Origin of the sequence: Xanthomarina sp. F2636L (assembly GCF_026410195.1) — a bacterium.
Lineage (GTDB): Bacteria > Bacteroidota > Bacteroidia > Flavobacteriales > Flavobacteriaceae > Xanthomarina.
Genome location: NZ_JAPMLM010000054.1, coordinates 41,700 through 59,295, shown reverse-complemented (window position 1 = coordinate 59,295; position 17,596 = coordinate 41,700). Strand labels below are relative to the sequence as shown.

The following is a 17,596-nucleotide window of genomic DNA, read 5'->3' as shown; positions in this document are numbered from 1 at the left end:
TATAAGTTTAAAGATTAGAAACAGACTGCTTAGCCTCCTCAAATTCCTGCATCATATCTACTACAATTTGAGCAGCTGGTTTGATGTCGTGTATCAGGCCTGCAATTTGTCCGATTTCCAACTCGCCATCTTCTAAATCGCCTTCAAACATGCCACGTTTGGCTCTGGCTCTTCCTAATAACTCTATAAGCTGCTCTTTTGTTGGAGAGGTTTTATATAGGTCTTGAATCTCGTTAAAGAATTTGTTTTTCACCAGTCTAACAGGTGCCAGTTCTTTTAAAGTTAATTGGGTATCTCCTTCTTTGACATCTACTACCACTTGCTTAAACGCTTGATGTGCAGAACTTTCTTCGCTAGCTACAAATCGGCTACCAACTTGAACTCCATCTGCGCCTAAAACCATGGCAGCCAGCATGGCTTTTCCTGTAGCAATCCCTCCAGCTGCAATCAATGGAATTTGTAATTGTTCCTTTACCATTGGGATTAAAGTTAAGGTAGTTGTTTCGTCTCTTCCATTATGTCCCCCAGCTTCAAACCCTTCTGCAACAATAGCATCTACACCAGCTTCCTGAGCTTTTAGAGCAAATTTTACACTGCTAACCACATGAACCACCGTAATCCCTTTTTCTTGCAACCAGCTGGTCCAAGTTTTCGGATTTCCAGCAGAGGTAAACACAATTTTTACACCTTCTTCTACAATGATATCCATGATTTCCTGAATATTTGGATATAACATGGGTACATTTACCCCGAAAGGTTTATCGGTTGCTTTTTTACATTTCTGGATGTGTTCTCTCAACACGTCAGGATACATAGATCCTGCTCCAATTAAACCCAAAGCTCCAGCATTACTGGCAGCTGAGGCTAAACGCCATCCGGAATTCCAAATCATACCTGCTTGGATGATTGGATATGTTGTATTGAAAAGTTGCGTAATTCTATTCTGCATTATTTTTTGATGATTTTTTTGGTTATTGTTTTATTTTGGGTTTTCATTTTCAACAAATAAACACCTTTTGCTAAAGACGAGACATTAATTATTGACGATTTATCCAAGTTTGCTTCTAAGACCTTTTTTCCTATCATATTATAAAAAACCACCTGAACTTGTTTTTCAGTTACAGGCAAAGACAAATGAAGCTCATTTATAACCGGATTTGGATACACCTGAATGTTCTTTTGAATGTTATGAACCTGATCGATACTTAAACCGTTATTTAAAGCCATGGTCAAATTAGGAATACCATAACCTAAAAGATGATCTGGACTGCTGTATTGTGAGGCCGATTCTCGAACCAGTTGCATGATTTCAGCATTATTTAAATCTGGTAGCGCTTGCCACAAACAAGCTATAGCGCCTGCCATAATTGGAGAACTAAATGATGTTCCGTTAGCAGCCCCAACAGTATTATTAGACCATATAATTGCACTAGCTTGACCTTGAGTAACAACATCTGGTTTTTGAGTCGGCTGAAAGGCACTCCCTTGGGAACTAAACGTCGCATAATCACCATTAGAATCCACAGCTCCAATAGTAAAAACTCCAGCTGCATCTGCAGGAGCGCCAAGACCATTAGCTCCAGAGTTTCCAGCTGAATTCACCACTAAGATTCCTTTTTCGAAAGCCATATTAGCTCCTTTACTAATGAAGGTAGTCAAACCATCTAAATCGGCATCTGAATGAGTATAATTGGGGTTATCGTAAGTTTTATATCCCAATGAAGAATTGATAATATCGACTCCTAAACTATCAGCACGTTCGGCAGCTTCTACCCAAAGACTTTCTTCTACTGGGTTTTCATTTGGTGCATTTTCAGTTCTAAACAAATAATAAAACGCATCCGGAGCTGTACCAACATAGGAATCTTCAATATATCCAGCCATGGTACTTAAAACCAGTGTTCCATGAGAACTAGAGGTATTGGCATAGACATCTGGGTTTCTATCAAAAAAATCGTAACCTCCAAGAATCCCATTATTATCTCTTAAACGCTGAAAACCTCCCATAGTATTCACGTTAGGAAAACCTGCATCAATCACGGCAATAGTCAAGCCTGTTCCGGTATAATTTTCCTGATGAAGCAGATCTCCTTGAATCATTTCAATTTGATTGGTAGCAGCCCCATAATTAAAAGTTGCACGAAGCGTTTCTAAATTGAATTTATTCTCTGGCTCACTAGTTCTAGCATTCAAATTATTATCGGCATAAACAATGTTATCCACAAAAGCCAAACCTGATAAATTATTGATATCTGTTTCGCTACCTCTAACATGGATTGCATTAAACCATTTGGACTTGGCAAGAACTATGATTCCAGGTTCTGTTTTTATTTGAGAAATATATGTTTCGTTTACAGGCACATCCCGAGCATCGATAGGCACAGCATGTGCTGCTTTTCTATCAATAGCTTTTTGAGTTAAAATAGAAATAGGGTCTGCAATAGAGGCAGCGACATTTTCTTTATCTGTTAAATAAACCCAAGCATCTTCTTGGGCAAAAATCTGAAGTTGAAAACAAAGTAGTAATAAAAAAAGTAGTCTTGAGGTCATGAGTGTATAATTTACTCATGCAATTTAAGAAATTACTCCTGAACCAACTAATTCATCTTTTAGATACCAAGCAACAAATTGTCCTTCGGTCATGGCAGACTGAGGGTTTTGAAATTCTACATACAATCCTGAAGCCACTTTATATAAGGTTGCTTTTTCCAAGGCTTGTCTGTAACGAATTCTTGCCATCACCTCCATAGTTTCGGCTTCCTGCAATTTTAAATCTTCACGAACCCAATGTAATTCTTCGTTTGAAACAAAAAGTACTGATTTATACAGTCCTGGATGCTCTTTCCCTTGTCCGGTATAAATAATATTGTCGTCCACATTTGTATCTATCACAAAAAGAGGTTCTACTGTACCACCCACTGCCAGGCCTTTACGCTGTCCTTTAGTAAAATAATGAGCCCCTTGATGTTTTCCAACCACCTTTCCATCTTGAAGCGTATATGGAATCTTTTTTGATGCATATTGAAGTGCCTCTTCTTTAGATGGGAAACTTGGAATCTCTTGATGATAGGCCTCAAAATTTTCTGACACCTCAACTATCAGGCCTTCTTTTGGCTTCAGTTGTTGCTGAAGAAATTCTGGCAATCTCACTTTTCCAATAAAACAAAGTCCTTGGGAATCTTTTTTATCTGCAGTAATCAAGTTTTGTTCTGCTGCAATCTTTCTAACGTCTGATTTTTGTAGTTCGCCAATTGGAAATAAGGCTTTTGCAAGTTGGCCTTGAGATAACTGACACAAAAAGTACGATTGGTCTTTGTTGTTATCGGCTCCAGCTAATAACTGATGCATTTGCTTTCCATCTTTCTCAAAGGTACTTTTTCTACAATAATGCCCCGTAGCCACATAATCTGCTCCGAGCTCCAAGGCAATTTTCATAAAGACATCGAACTTTATTTCACGGTTACAAAGCACGTCTGGATTTGGTGTTCTTCCTTTTTCATATTCGTTAAACATATAATCAACAATACGTTCTTTATATTGTTCACTAAGATCAACGGTTTGAAAAGGAATGCCTAATTTATCTGCGACTAACATAGCATCGTTGCTATCGTCCAGCCAAGGACATTCGTTAGAAATGGTCACAGAATCGTCATGCCAATTTTTCATAAACAAGCCAATAACCTCATACCCCTGTTCTTTTAACAAGTAGGCTGCTACACTGGAATCTACTCCTCCAGAAAGTCCAACTATCACACGTTTCTTTTTCATAATTTTGGTTTGCAAAGATACTGATTTTACATAAATCTGACTCTTTTACTTGTTTTTAATAAAAAACTACTTGATTTAACCTTTTTACCTACAGACACTTACAAAGGATATGGTGTTTTTTAAGTTTTGAAAGTTTTAAATCTTGATAATTTTGTATATATTTACTTCACTTATGTTTAGGTGGACTCCTACTTCGATTGATTAATAGCTTACTCAACTTGAGATATACCTAAAAAAGTGAAGCTCCTTATTTTTATAAGGAGCTTTTATATTTTTAATCCCTTAGAGGCATTTTAATCCTTCTTCAAATATGGGTTTTTACTATATACTGTAAAATCCTTTTCTTCCGTTAATTCCCCATTTTTATAGTATTTCCAAATCCCATCTTTTCTATCGTTTTTGTACTGCCCTTCTATTTCTAATGCGCCAGTGGCATCATAGAATTTGGCTTCCCCATGTAAAAGCCCCTTACTATAAACATAGGTTTTCATTTCATTTCCGTTTTCATAATACCAAGTGGCTTTGCCTTGTAGTTTATTATCTTTATAAACTCGTTTTTCTGCTAGCTGACCAGAATTATAATAAACCAAACTCTCACCATCCAACTGGCCCTGGTTGTTATAATGTTCTGAGGTCATAACCTGTGTGGAATTTTTATGATAGTAGGTCCATTCGCCTTGATAATCTTTCCCGTTCATGATACCTTTACTAATTACTTTTCCGTTGGAAGCATAATAAGTTACTTCAGCTAAATTGTCTTTGTCGTTGAAGTGTTTGGTAGCCGTTAAAACAGCTTCGTTGTTGATATTTTTATAAAACTTAAAAACCCCAATTTCTTTTCCATGATAAAACTCACCTTCATACCGAATGATTTGGGTTTTATCGAAATTCTTTTTCCATATACCATGTCGTTTACCATTTTCATCAAGTTGATTGATGTTCTGTGCTATGAATATAGTTGGAATGAATAAAAATAAAATAACTAGAATCTGTTTCATATTCATTAAAAAAAATTAAACTCTTTATAAAACGTCTTGGACGTTAAAATAGTATAACAAAAAAGCTGCCAAAGGTGGCAGCTTTAAATTATTTCTTACGCTTTTGCTGCGCTTGTTTTTGCTCTTCTGCCTGTTCCATCATTTGTTCCATTTTCTTTTGGAATTTGTTCTGTTTTTTAGGCTTCTTTTTATTTACCTGAATTTGGGCATGAATTTTATCTTCATCAAGAATATAATTCTTAATAACCAACATAATTCCAATACTAATGGTATTTGAAATAAAGTAATATAAACTTAATCCTGAGGCATAGTTATTAAAGAAGAATAACATCATTAATGGAGAGAAGTAAATCATATACTTCATCATTTTTGCCATGTCAGGCATCCCTTCTTGTGTTGGTTGCGATGCCATTTGTTGTCCTGTTGTCATTTTCATATAAAAGAAAATAGCAATGGCTGCCAAGATTGGGAACAAACTTACGTGGTCTCCATAAAATGGTATTTTAAATGGCAAATAAGCTACAGCATCGTATGATGATAAATCGTCTGCCCAAAGGAAACTTTTCTGTCTTAAATCGAAAGCCGTAGGAAAAAACATAAACAAGGCATAGAACACTGGCAACTGGATTAATCCAGGAATACAACCACTTAAGGGACTTGCTCCTGCTTTGTTTTGAAGCGCCATAGTTTCCTGTTGCGCTTTCATTTTATTGTCTTTATGCTTTTCTCTGATAGCATCTAATTCTGGCTTTAACACCTTTAATTTTGCCTGAGATAAGAATTGCTTGTATTGAACAAAAGACATTAATAATTTAATAATAATGGTCATAACAATAATGGCAATTCCGTATGGAAGAAAGCCACTTAAGAATCCGAATAAAGGAATAAATAAGGCTTTATTAATCCATCCGAAAATTCCCCAACCAAAGGGAATACTATCGTCTAAATTGTTTTCATAGGTCTTTAAAATTTTACTATCTGTTGGTCCAAAATAGAATTTTAAAGGTTGATTAATTTCTCCTGCTTCAAAAGTTAAAGGGAACTTGGTATAAAATTGTTTTGTAAAAACAGTATCGATATCTTCATCAGCTACTAAATCTTTTGAAGTAATTTTTACGCTTTTTAAAGGCTCCTTAGACACTAAAATAGAACTAAAGAAATGCTGTCTATATGATAACCATTTTACATCTTCAACAATTTCATCATCTTCACCTGCTTGGGATAGTTTATCAATTTTCCCACCATCGTATTGGTAAGTTAAACGGGTATAACGATTTTCGTAAGTAATACTCTGGTCGTGACGATAGGTGTCTAAAGTCCAATTTAAATTAACTTCCTGAGACCTGTTAATAACATTGCTTAAGCCTTGAGATTTAATGGTAAAATCTACCATATAATCGTCTGGTTTCAGCTCATAACGATACTCTAAATATTTTTCTGAAGAGACTTTAAGCTTCATGGAAACTACAGTATTCTCACCATTTTTTGTAACCGTAGGTTGAAAGTAAAGATCCTTGGTGTTTAGAATTCGGCTATCTGTGGTTCCAAAATTAATATTGAAATCTGTATTGCCTTTTCTAACTAAGTAAATAGGAATAGAATCGAAATCGACAAATTGTTTCAGTTTAATCTCCGTTAAATAACCACCTTTATTGCTAAACTTAAGAGATAACACATCTGTTTCTACAAGGGTTTCGTTGTTTGTAGCTGAAGGCAAGGTTGAAGAATAGGCAAATGCACCTAGTTTATTGTTTAGAGCTACTAGTTGTGTAGAATCTGTAAGAGTTGCTGCAGAAAAATCTTCGGCAGTTGTAACAAGGGTATCTGCTTTTTCTGTGGCTTTTTTCTCAGCTTCAACTTGTTCTTGTTTGGCTTGTTCTTGAGCTGCTTGCTCTTCTTCTGTTGGTTTATTCATGTACATCATGTACACAAGTATTCCAAAAATAAGTACAAATCCGATAATCGAATTTAAGTCAATTTTCTTTTCTTCCATATGTAATAATTTCTCTTCTTTTCTATTAAAGAGAACTTTGGTGGTTTATTTTAATAACTCTTTTATTGTAAGACACTTTTGGATGAGTCAAAAACTAATCCATTTTTATTTTTGTGCCATAGTGACACTTTTACCTGTTTTTTTATGCTTTAAAGCTGCTTTTATGAAAGCAACAAATAAGGGGTGAGGACTTTTAACTGTACTCTTATATTCTGGATGGTATTGCACACCAACAAACCATGGATGGGTTGGGATTTCAATAATCTCAACAAGACCCGTTTCTGGATTTAATCCTGTAGCAACCATTCCAGCATGTTCCAATTGCTCTTTGTACTTGTTATTAAACTCGTAACGGTGCCTGTGTCTTTCTAGAATGCTATTAGACTTATAAATTTTTTGAGCTAAGGAATCCATTTTTATATCGCAGGCCCAAGCACCAAGTCGCATAGTTCCTCCTTTATCTGTAACACTTTTTTGCTCTTCCATTAAATTAATAACAGGGTCTGGTGTATTTGGATGCATTTCTGACGAACTGGCTTCTTTAAGATTTAAGACATTTCTAGCAAATTCTATAACAGCCATTTGCATACCTAAACAAATTCCTAAAAAAGGAATGTTATTCTCACGAACATACTTTATGGCATCAATTTTACCTTCAATACCTCTTTCTCCAAAACCTGGAGCAACCAAAACGCCATCTAAATGAGAGAGCTTGGCTTTAGCATTATCTTCGTTTATATATTCTGAATGAATAGGCTCCACATGAACTTTAACTTCGTTTTCTGCCCCTGCATGAATAAAGGCTTCTAATATTGACTTATAAGAATCCTGCAACTCCACATACTTTCCAATTAAACCAATAGTTACCTCGGTTGTTGGATTTTTATGACGTTGTAAAAACTTGTTCCAATTTGTTAAATCTGGGGTATGACTTTCTAATGCTAATTTCTTTAAAACAACTTTATCTAAACCTTGTTCCAACATCAAATTAGGCACATCGTAAATGGTAGAAGCGTCTATAGATTGAATAACTGCTTCTTCACGCACATTACAGAACTTAGCTAATTTGCTTCTTAATTCTTGTGGTAATTCGTGTTCTGTTCTACACACTAGGATATCAGCCATGACACCAGACTCCATGAGTGTCTTTACACTATGTTGAGTAGGTTTGGTTTTAAGTTCTCCAGCTGCAGACAAATAAGGGACTAAAGTTAAATGAATAACAATGGCATTATTGTCTCCTAGATCCCATTTTAACTGACGAACAGCTTCTACATATGGCAAGGATTCTATATCTCCTACAGTTCCACCTATTTCGGTAATTACAATATCGTAATCGCCAGAATTACCTAAAATCTGCACACGTTCTTTAATCTCGTCTGTAATATGAGGAATTACCTGTACGGTTTTACCTAAAAACTCACCTCTACGTTCTTTTTCAATAACGCTTTGATAAATTCTACCGGTAGTGACATTGTTTGCCTGACTGGTTGGGACGTTTAAAAAACGCTCGTAATGACCTAGATCTAAATCGGTTTCTGCACCATCATCCGTTACGTAACATTCTCCATGTTCATAAGGATTTAAAGTTCCTGGATCAACATTGATATACGGGTCTAATTTTTGAATGGTTGTTCTGTAACCTTGAGCTTGAAGTAGTTTTGCCAGGGAAGCTGCAATGATGCCTTTTCCTAATGAAGAAGTTACGCCTCCTGTTACAAATATGTATTTTGTTGTAGTTGTCATGTTGCGTTGTTAAACGCCTGCAAATTTACAAAATTAAACTCGTTAATATGGCATTGTTGAAAGTAATTTATTTCTAATTATTTAATTAAAATAATCACTTGTTTTTCAGGGGTATAAAAAAAATAAACTTAAATTTAACGCAAACTTATTCACTAAAAAAATTAAAACTTAATTTATGAAATCTATAACAAACAATTGGACGTGTTTAATTCTATTTTTACTAATTGCTCAGGTTAGTTTAGCTCAAAATACCGATCATGATTTAAAAGATAAAGAACAAAGCGAGCTAGTTGAAATGAAGGGTACCATTACTGAAATCAACAAAGAAACTCGAGAAGTTACAATTATTGGATCTAAAGGAGAATTACATACAGTAACAGCAGGAGAAGACGTAAAACGTTTTAACGATATTGAAGTTGGAGATGTTGTTACTTTTAGCTTTTATAAGTACATAAAAGCTGAATTTCGAGCTCCAACGGAGGAAGAGTTAAAAAACCCTTTAGTCGTTCTAACTGAAGAAGGTAAAGCTGATGCCAACTTGAAACCTGGTGCAGCTATTGGAGCCGTGATTCAAGCTGTAGTAACCATTCAGGTTATTAACCTACCTTTCATGTATGTTAATATTGAGGGTCCGAATGGGAATTTTACTTCAATAAAAATGAAAGACAAAGAGCTCATTCAAAAACTTCATGTTGGGCAGGTTGTTATTTTAACCTACGCCGAAGCGATGGCAATTAGTTTAGAAAAGGCTGATTAAAATTTTCACTAAAAAATAAACGGCAATTTCCTTATCTGGGAAATTGCCTTTTTATGTTTCTAATCAAATCTTCTAAACCGTTTAATTTAAGTTCGTAAACGGTTTCCAACATATCCCCTAATTTTCCTTTTGGAAACCCTTTATTGTGATACCAGACCACATAATACTCCGGCAAATCTATAAGATAACGGTCTTTATATTTACCAAAAGGCATCTTAGTATGAGCCAATTTAATAAGGAAATCTTTATCTGGTTGTAGCAAAATTAATTTGAAGATTTAAAATTTGACAGATTAGATAATTCTAAAGCTATTTGTTTTTGCCATTTAACTTGAGCTTCTATTTGCCTTGAATAATCCGTTTCTGTATCATATAAATCCTGCATGTTTTTTAAGTCGTTTTGAATTTGATTATGTAACATGTCTAAGTTTTTGGGTAAGTTTTTTGAGACTATTAACTTAGATATTTGCTGTCTAAATCTCCTTGCATGTAATTCTGTAATATCAAAATGAAGTTGCTCATGCGATAAAATATGCGCATTTGCTCTCTCTGGTTTATACCACGATTTCTCAGGGTAAAAATTGGTTTCAATATTAGAAGTAAAACCTACAATAATATTGTTACTTTTTTTTATAGAATATTGAAACGTCATGCCTGAGGCTGTTATTGCAACAACATCCGTATTTGGGTCTGGTTGGTCTTTAAAATTTTGCCAAGACAATTGCAAGGTATCATTCCAGCGTATATTAGACATATCTTTTTGTGAGAAACAGACAAAAGAACTTAATAAAACAGGACATATTAAAATTCTTTTAAGCCACATGGTCATTAAATTTAAACCTGTTATTCTTTATCATATTGTAAGTAGCTAAGCGTTTTAATTGACTTCAACAATTTTTAAATCCTGATATTTAACCAGGTAAACGGTATCATTATAATAGCCGCCTAAAAACTTCTTTTTATATGCAAATTTATTTTCTACATATTCCGTTAAAGGCGCTTCTATAGCCGACAGGTATAAATCTTCTGAACTCACTAAACGCAGCACGATATCCATAGTGATATCAAAACCACGAACAGCAACCTTGTTTGGAGTTACTCCATAGCGTTTTTTGTATGCGTTTACAAACGAGTTATTATCGTCTTCGTTATAAGATTTTGAAATAGTAGGAAAATGACATTCTAAATGAGAAAGGTGATAATTAGAAACCTCATCGTCTTCAAAGGCAGCATTCAAGTTGGTGGTTACCAAGATGATGTTACTTTCTTTGTTCTTCATAGAATTCAATTTACTAGTTACATTTGAAATAAATCCGGAATTATCAGATTCTAAAAACACCACATTTTTCCCCGGTTTTAAATGAGTTAAAATATCCTGGTCTAAAATATAAAAAGCGTCTTCTCCTTTTTTATTTTTTCTAGAAAATATCTGAGGTGCAGACATAAATGTTTGCTTTAAGTTATTGCTTACTTTAGTATGCTTTAAATCTGAAATAATAATTACATTGGTTTTTAGACTATCCTTTTTTACAAAATCTACCATCTTATCATATAATAAAGATTCAGAAGGTCTGGATTGAAATACATTTTCAGAAAGTGTGACATTTTTGGTGATTGGAGACACTACCGGAATGTTGTATGATTTTAGCTCTGAAGCTACTTTTTCAATATTATTTTGCATTAAAGGTCCAATTACGACATCTACATCACTAAAGGAGTTTAGGTTAAGAATCTGAGTTACTTCGCTCAACATATTTTTTGTGTCGTACACATCTACCTTTAAAGAAACTCCTAACTTTTTAACTGAATCTAAAGCCATTAATGCTCCTGAATGAAAATCCAAGGACATGTTTAATAGTTGGTTTCTGCTAAGTTCTCCCTTTGCATCTTGAAGAGAATCTGCATTCACCTTATGAAGTTGAAAAGGTAGCATAATTACCACATGCTTGCTTTTATAACTAGTAATACTATCTGTTAAATCAACACCTTCAACCTTAGTGTTTATCGTTTCTCCTACAGCAATATTGTAAGGTATCTTTAAAATCATACCTTCTTTTAAACCTGACTCTTTAAGCCCTGGATTTAAAATTTCTAATTGCTCTTGCTCAAGATTCAATTTTAATTTTAGCCTATAAAAGCCTTCTTTTGGTAATACTTTATAATAGGAATAAGTTTCGTCTATAGGTTTTTCTTCTTTAACATCTAGGTTGGGCACATTTATTTGATCTCCAACATTTAAGACCTCGCCCATATCGGGATTTAAAGCTTCTAGTTGATCTATAGTAATGCCAAATTTATAGGCAATACGCCATTTGCCTTCTTTGGGCAAAACAGTGTATTTTTTTGAAGTCGCTTCTGGTTCTGTAACTTTAAAAACCTTTTTATAAACCGGAATTTTTAAGTCATCTCCTTTACGTAAGTTGTTCGCATATAAAAACGTGTTGTGTTTTTTAATATCAGCTTCTTCAACATCATATTCTTTGGCTAAGCTATAAAGTGTTTCCTTTCGTCTAACATGGTGTTCTTTAAAGCCGACCAACTCTTTCTCAATGACGGCTTTCGGAGCTGGATTATAACCTTTAGATTTAGGGATGATTAAGACTGAATTTGTTTTTATCCCCTTTTTCGCATCAGGATTTAAGCTATAAATATCATTAACGGAAACGTGATACAGTTTTGCAATATTCTCAATGGTTTCACCTTGTTTTACTTTATGTGTTTTAAAGTCTTGGGCTTGAGAAGAAGCACAACCAAACATAAAAACTAAAGATAATATGTATATTATTTTTTTCATAGAAATATTCTTGAAAATGAATGTCTTTTTAGTTATTCCAACAATCTTAAGAGTTAAATCACAACCTCATTTCTCAAAAGATTACAGTCTTATTTAGTTTATTAACTCTAGCTTTTAACAAGCTGAGATTGAAACGTCCTTTTTAGTTATGCCATTTTTATGCCAAAAATTAAAAATGGCATTTAAACATATACGTGTACAGTTTACTTACTTCATAGTCTCAAAGCAGAAGGCTATTTATTCTTATCAATAGAATTATCCCTTCAGGAATTTTATTCCCACTCAATTGTAGCAGGTGGTTTCGAACTAATATCGTACACTACTCTATTAACGCCTTTTACTTTATTTATTATATCGTTTGATGTTTTTTGTAAAAACTCGTATGGTAAATTTACCCAATCTGCAGTCATACCATCCGTGCTTTCTACGGCTCTTAATGCAACACATTTTTCGTACGTACGCTCATCTCCCATGACTCCTACACTATTAACTGGCAAGAGAATGGCTCCAGCCTGCCATACCTTATCGTACAAATTCCATTCTTTTAAGCCATTAATAAAAACAGCATCGACTTCCTGCAAAATACGAACTTTTTCGGCAGTAATATCTCCTAAAATCCGAATGGCCAATCCAGGTCCTGGAAATGGATGACGCCCTAACAGATTTTTATCCATATCCATGGAAGCTCCAACGCGACGTACTTCATCTTTAAACAAGGCTTTAAGAGGTTCTACGATTTTAAGTTTCATAAAATCCGGTAAACCTCCTACATTATGGTGGCTTTTAATGGTTGCACTTGGGCCACCAGTTGCCGAAACACTCTCAATAATATCTGGATATATAGTCCCTTGAGCCAACCATTTCACATCAGAAATTTCATGAGCTTCATCGTCAAATACTTCTATAAAAACACGGCCGATAGCTTTACGTTTTTCTTCCGGATCGCTTAATCCTGCAAGTGCATCCAAAAAACGAGTGGAAGCATCCACACCTTTTACATTAAGTCCCATATCTTTGTATTGATCTAGGACATCTGTAAATTCATTTTTTCGTAATAAGCCGTTATTAACAAAAATACAGTATAGATTCTTGCCAATGGCCTTGTGTAATAGCATGGCTGCTACTGAAGAATCAACTCCTCCAGAAAGTCCTAGCACGACTCTATCGTTTCCTATTTTATTTTGTAAATCTTCTACGGTTTCTTCCACAAAAGATTGTGGTGTCCAGTCTTGCTCTACCTGTGCAATATGTACTAGAAAGTTTTCTAATAACTGTTTCCCATCTGTTGAATGATATACTTCCGGGTGAAATTGAATGGCATAGGTGTCTTCATCTTCAATTTTATAGGCAGCATTTTTCACATCGTGCGTACTTGCCAATAACAACCCGTTGGTTGGAAGATCTTTTATGGTATCGCTATGACTCATCCACACCTGTGATCCTTCGTTTATATTTTTAAAGAACGCCTCTTTAGGTTTAATATATGATAATTTTGCGCGACCATATTCTCTAGTGTTTGAAGGTGCTACTTCGCCTCCAGAAAAATGAGCTAAATATTGCGCTCCATAACAAACGGCTAATAAAGGCTTCTTTCCTCTAATTTGTGATAAATCTGGATGAAGTGCGTTTTCTGCTCTTACAGAATTAGGACTCCCAGAAAGTATGACGGCATTGTATTCTTCTACCTCTTTTGGAATTTTATTGTATGGATAAATTTCACAATAAATATTGAGTTCTCTTACTCGACGAGCAATAAGCTGTGTGTATTGCGAGCCGAAATCTAAAATAAGTACTTTGTTGTGTTGCATGAGCAAAAATAGTAATTGATTTTTTAATTATCAGTTTAGCAAACCAATTTTTGAAATTAATTCATAGACTCCAAAATCATCTGGATATCTTTTTCTGTAGTATCTGGATTGATGAAGCAAAAACGCGAAACCGTTTCAAAAGTATCGCCATTTTTCCATTTAGTAGGCGTTACCAGAGCAAACCCTTTTTCATGATTTTCGTATGTCCAATGCGTGTAATCTTCAGGCTTCCATCCTATTCTTCGATAGAGAACACAAGATAAACTTGGCTCTCTAACTAATTCCACATTCGGATTTTCGTCAATTAATCTACCAGCAATCTGAGCTAATTCGATGCCTCTTTCTACTGATTTTTTATATTGATCAGTGCCATGAGTAGCTAATGAAAACCATAAAGGCAAACCACGAACACGACGTGTTAACTGAATTTGATAATCTGTTGGATTAAAACCATGCGCCCCTTCATCTTTAAAAATATCTAAGTACGAGCCTTGTTGAGAGTGGGCATTTTTAGCTAATTCTGGATCTTTATAAATAACGGCACCACAATCGTATGGAGAGAACATCCATTTATGTGGATCGATAGTAATACTATCAGCTCTTTCAATTCCATTAAACAAAGGCCTTACAGAATCTGCTGCCAAAGCACCTCCACCGTAGGCTGCATCCACATGAAACCAAATATTTTCTTTTTCGCAAACTTCTGCTATTCCATCTAAATCATCAATAATTCCAGCATTGGTTGTCCCTCCTGTGGCAACAACTGCAAACAGACGTTTTCGTTGGTGAAAATTTAATTTGTCGATTGTTTTTCTAAGATCATCTCCTGTTAGTTCTTCCTCAGAATCTACTAACAAAATATCTACATCGGCAACTTTGGCCATAGCTTTTATTGAAGAATGCGCTCCAATAGAAGTTATGATTAATCCTTTTTCCCTTGAATAAGTTTCGTCTTCTCTCCAGTGTTCTCTAGCTGTAACAATAGCCGATAAATTGGCTGCTGTTCCTCCACTTGTAAATACTCCAAAAGCTCCTTTTGGTAAACCTGTTAAGGACACAATCCACGACATGGCTTCGTTTTCACAAAAAATTCCACCAGCACCTTCCATCCAATATGCGCCATGAATGCTTGAAGCTGAAGTCACTAAATCGAACATAATAGCGGCACGGGTTGGAGCTGCTGGTACAAAGGCTAAATTTCTAGGGTGATCTACTGGAACATTTGCTTTGGATAAATGCTCCTTCCATAGGTTGAAAGCGTATTCACCTCCTACGCCATTTTCGGTAACTGTTTCGCCAACAAGTGCTTTAAGTTCTTCGTATTTTTTAGGTTTTCCAATAGGATGCTCGGTAGCTGAAATTCTACCAATAGCAAATTTCATGACGTCTAAGGTCATTTCTATTAGATCTATATCAATTTTGTGCATGGGTTTACTCTAAGTTTAATATTAAAAATTCCTGGTTTAGAGGTTGCAAATTTAACATTAACTGCTGAATAAATTGGTCTCCATATTCTAAATAAAACTCAGAAAAATTAGCCTGACGTTCTTGAAGACTCATATTTGGAAATAATTCATTTTGAAGTGAGGTTACACGATCTAAAATCTCTTTTAATTTTCTTTTTTGAGCTTTAAGCAATCTTTTTTCAAGATTCTCAAGGCCTTTTATCTGCTTTTTTTCCTGTGCAGACACGGCTCCAAGAAATGATTTATCTGTTTTTTCGGCTAAGTCGTATAAGTCTTCAAACTGTTTTTTTAAGAATGATTGTTGCTTAGAAAAATCGATTTTAACTGCGGATCGTTCTCTAGTTACTTTTTCGAGTAATTGGTCTTGTTTTAAAAATAAATCAGCGCTTGACACATCTAACTTCTCTAGCTTATCCTGTTGCTTTTTTGAAACTAATAAGGCTGAATTCCGAAGTAATAATATAGGAAAAGTCACGTCTTGAGCTTCAAAATTAGATTTTAACTGAAACCAGTAGGCCAGCTCTCCTCCTCCACCAATATAACAGAGATTGGGTAAAATAACTTCTTGGTACAAAGGTCTTAAAATAACATTGGGACTAAAACGTTCCGGCACCTCATTGAGGTGTTTTATTAACTCACTCTTGTTCCAAGTAATATTAGTGTTTAGGACTTTGTATAATTCATCTTCAAAGACTATTCGTTCTCTCAAGTTTTCTTTTAAATAAAATAAATTAATCTCACGTGGATTAACCTGTATTTTGTAGTTAGCTGTTAAGTTGTTAAGTTGTTGAGAGGTCTCAGTCACCTTTCTAAATGAGGTTTGGTTAAGTAATTCTTCCTTAGCAAAAGGAAGAAATAAACGTTTTAACTCTTTATCGTTTCCATCGATGATGACTAAACCCGTTTCAGAAAAAAGTTCGTTCACCAAAAACCTAGTCGCTTCGGTTAAGTTGCTACATTTGATATAAGCGTCTTGAAATAAATTCTTTAAGGTTTCAGCGTTTTTGCCGGTATTTAAGTGTGATCCAAACTGGTCTAAAATCTGTTGCAAGCCTTCCAAATCTAATTCTCCTACTGCTCCCGAAGCATTTTTATTCCATCGGATTTTTTTGCCTTTAAAATTGAAGAAATTAATTTCTTCAAAATCATGGTCTTCCGTAGCCATCCAATAAACAGGTACAAAACCCTGTTGAGGATATGCTGCTTTTAATTCTTTACACAAATTAATAGTTGAAATAATTTTATAGAAAAAATACAAAGGCCCGGTAAATAAATTCAATTGGTGGCCGGTTGTTATGGTGAAGGTATCTTTATGTAAAAGCGATTTGATATTAGCTTCAGTTTCATTTGAAGTTTCAACATTTATGTATTGAGCTTTAAGACTTTCAACTAAAACAGTTCTAGAAATTTCAGAGAACTGAGATTTTTTTTCATCTATTTGCGCTTTAAAATTTTCAAGGCTTGGGAACCTATTATAATACGGTTTTAAAGTCTCTTTTTCATCTAAATAATCGCAAATTAAACTTGAAAAATAGTTGGTGTCTTTATACGTGATACAGTCTGTTGGCATAGTTACGCTTTGCAGTTTTAAAAAGTAAAGATACGGTTTCTAGTCTTAAAAATAACTTAAAATATCCTTGGAAAGAAGCTAAGAAAGATTACTTATCTTTACCCAAAAATTAATTATGTTAGGTTTAAAATTAGCTACAGATCCACGTTGGGTTGACATTGTTGAGTCGAATATTGAAGAAATTCTAACCGATCACGCTTGGTGTGAACAAAAAGCAGCAACCAATGCGATAACAATTATTACTCAAAACTCAGAATATGAAGATTTGGTAACTGATTTACTTGAATTGGCAAAAGAAGAATTAGGACATTTTCAAATGGTTCATGATATCATCAAAAAACGAGGATATACGCTTGGACGAGAACGAAAGGATAGTTATGTTAATGAGCTTTATAAATTTATGAATAAAGGTGGTAGTCGGGTTCAATCTATGGTAGACAGACTCTTGTTTTCTGCCATGATTGAAGCCAGAAGTTGTGAACGTTTTAAACTTTTATCTCAAAAAATTAAAGACCCTGAACTTTCAAAATTTTATCATGAATTAATGATTAGCGAAGCTGGACACTATACGCTTTTTATAGGTTTTGCTAGAAAGTATGGACAAGATGTAGACGTAGATAGACGCTGGCAAGAACTGATAGATTTTGAAGCAGAAGTCATTCAAAGATATGGGAAACAGGAAACCATACATGGGTAA

Annotated in this window: 14 protein-coding genes; 2 read left to right on the top strand and 12 right to left on the bottom strand. The window is 34.7% G+C overall.

What is annotated here, in order from left to right:
* Positions 1-7: 7 nt before the first annotated feature.
* From OS191_RS00565 to pyrG, 6 genes are all read right to left on the bottom strand, one after another.
* The gene (locus OS191_RS00565; protein WP_267153760.1) at positions 8-949 is read right to left on the bottom strand and encodes an NAD(P)H-dependent flavin oxidoreductase; all 942 of its coding nucleotides are present in this window, start codon (positions 947-949) and stop codon (positions 8-10) included.
* Positions 949-2,550, bottom strand: a complete 1,602-nt coding sequence (locus OS191_RS00560; protein WP_267153759.1) for a S8 family serine peptidase — start codon at positions 2,548-2,550, stop codon at positions 949-951. The genes OS191_RS00565 and OS191_RS00560 overlap by 1 nt, the downstream gene beginning before the upstream one ends.
* A 24-nt stretch (positions 2,551-2,574) precedes the next feature.
* Complete coding sequence (gene mnmA, locus OS191_RS00555; RefSeq protein ID WP_267153758.1) at positions 2,575-3,768, bottom strand: tRNA 2-thiouridine(34) synthase MnmA; 1,194 nt, start codon at positions 3,766-3,768, stop codon at positions 2,575-2,577.
* Between the two features lie 293 nt (positions 3,769-4,061).
* Complete coding sequence (locus OS191_RS00550) at positions 4,062-4,766, bottom strand: toxin-antitoxin system YwqK family antitoxin (RefSeq protein ID WP_267153757.1); 705 nt, start codon at positions 4,764-4,766, stop codon at positions 4,062-4,064.
* Positions 4,767-4,854: 88 nt separating this feature from the next.
* Positions 4,855-6,759: a membrane protein insertase YidC gene (gene yidC / locus OS191_RS00545; RefSeq protein ID WP_267153756.1), complete on the bottom strand. Its 1,905-nt coding sequence runs from the start codon at positions 6,757-6,759 to the stop codon at positions 4,855-4,857.
* Between the two features lie 105 nt (positions 6,760-6,864).
* Positions 6,865-8,505, bottom strand: a complete 1,641-nt coding sequence (gene pyrG, locus OS191_RS00540) for a CTP synthase (RefSeq protein WP_267153755.1) — start codon at positions 8,503-8,505, stop codon at positions 6,865-6,867.
* Positions 8,506-8,680: 175 nt separating this feature from the next.
* Here pyrG and OS191_RS00535 point away from each other — a divergent pair, with 175 nt between their 5' ends.
* Positions 8,681-9,262, top strand: a complete 582-nt coding sequence (locus OS191_RS00535; protein WP_267153754.1) for a hypothetical protein — start codon at positions 8,681-8,683, stop codon at positions 9,260-9,262.
* A 31-nt stretch (positions 9,263-9,293) separates the two neighbouring features.
* On the opposite strand, the gene OS191_RS00530 is transcribed toward OS191_RS00535, so the two are convergent.
* The 6 genes from OS191_RS00530 to bshC all read right to left on the bottom strand — a co-directional run bounded on the left by OS191_RS00530 (position 9,294) and on the right by bshC (position 16,899).
* Positions 9,294-9,524, bottom strand: coding sequence for a DUF3820 family protein (locus tag OS191_RS00530; RefSeq protein ID WP_267153753.1), 231 nt, complete (start codon positions 9,522-9,524; stop codon positions 9,294-9,296).
* Between the two features lie 2 nt (positions 9,525-9,526).
* On the bottom strand, positions 9,527-10,015 hold the full coding sequence (locus OS191_RS00525; RefSeq protein ID WP_267153752.1) for a DUF922 domain-containing protein: 489 nt from the start codon (positions 10,013-10,015) through the stop codon (positions 9,527-9,529).
* A gap of 123 nt (positions 10,016-10,138) precedes the next feature.
* Positions 10,139-12,055 carry a LysM peptidoglycan-binding domain-containing protein gene (locus OS191_RS00520; protein WP_267153751.1) on the bottom strand — a complete coding sequence of 639 codons (1,917 nt, stop codon included), beginning with the start codon at positions 12,053-12,055 and terminating at the stop codon, positions 10,139-10,141.
* 272 nt (positions 12,056-12,327) lie between these two features.
* Positions 12,328-13,863: a glutamine-hydrolyzing GMP synthase gene (gene guaA / locus OS191_RS00515; protein WP_267153750.1), complete on the bottom strand. Its 1,536-nt coding sequence runs from the start codon at positions 13,861-13,863 to the stop codon at positions 12,328-12,330.
* Positions 13,864-13,919: 56 nt separating this feature from the next.
* On the bottom strand, positions 13,920-15,290 hold the full coding sequence (locus OS191_RS00510; RefSeq protein WP_267153749.1) for a pyridoxal phosphate-dependent decarboxylase family protein: 1,371 nt from the start codon (positions 15,288-15,290) through the stop codon (positions 13,920-13,922).
* A gap of 4 nt (positions 15,291-15,294) precedes the next feature.
* Complete coding sequence (gene bshC / locus OS191_RS00505; protein WP_267153748.1) at positions 15,295-16,899, bottom strand: bacillithiol biosynthesis cysteine-adding enzyme BshC; 1,605 nt, start codon at positions 16,897-16,899, stop codon at positions 15,295-15,297.
* A 115-nt stretch (positions 16,900-17,014) separates the two neighbouring features.
* Between bshC and OS191_RS00500 the strand changes: the two genes are divergently transcribed.
* Complete coding sequence (locus tag OS191_RS00500; RefSeq protein ID WP_267153747.1) at positions 17,015-17,596, top strand: MiaE family protein; 582 nt, start codon at positions 17,015-17,017, stop codon at positions 17,594-17,596.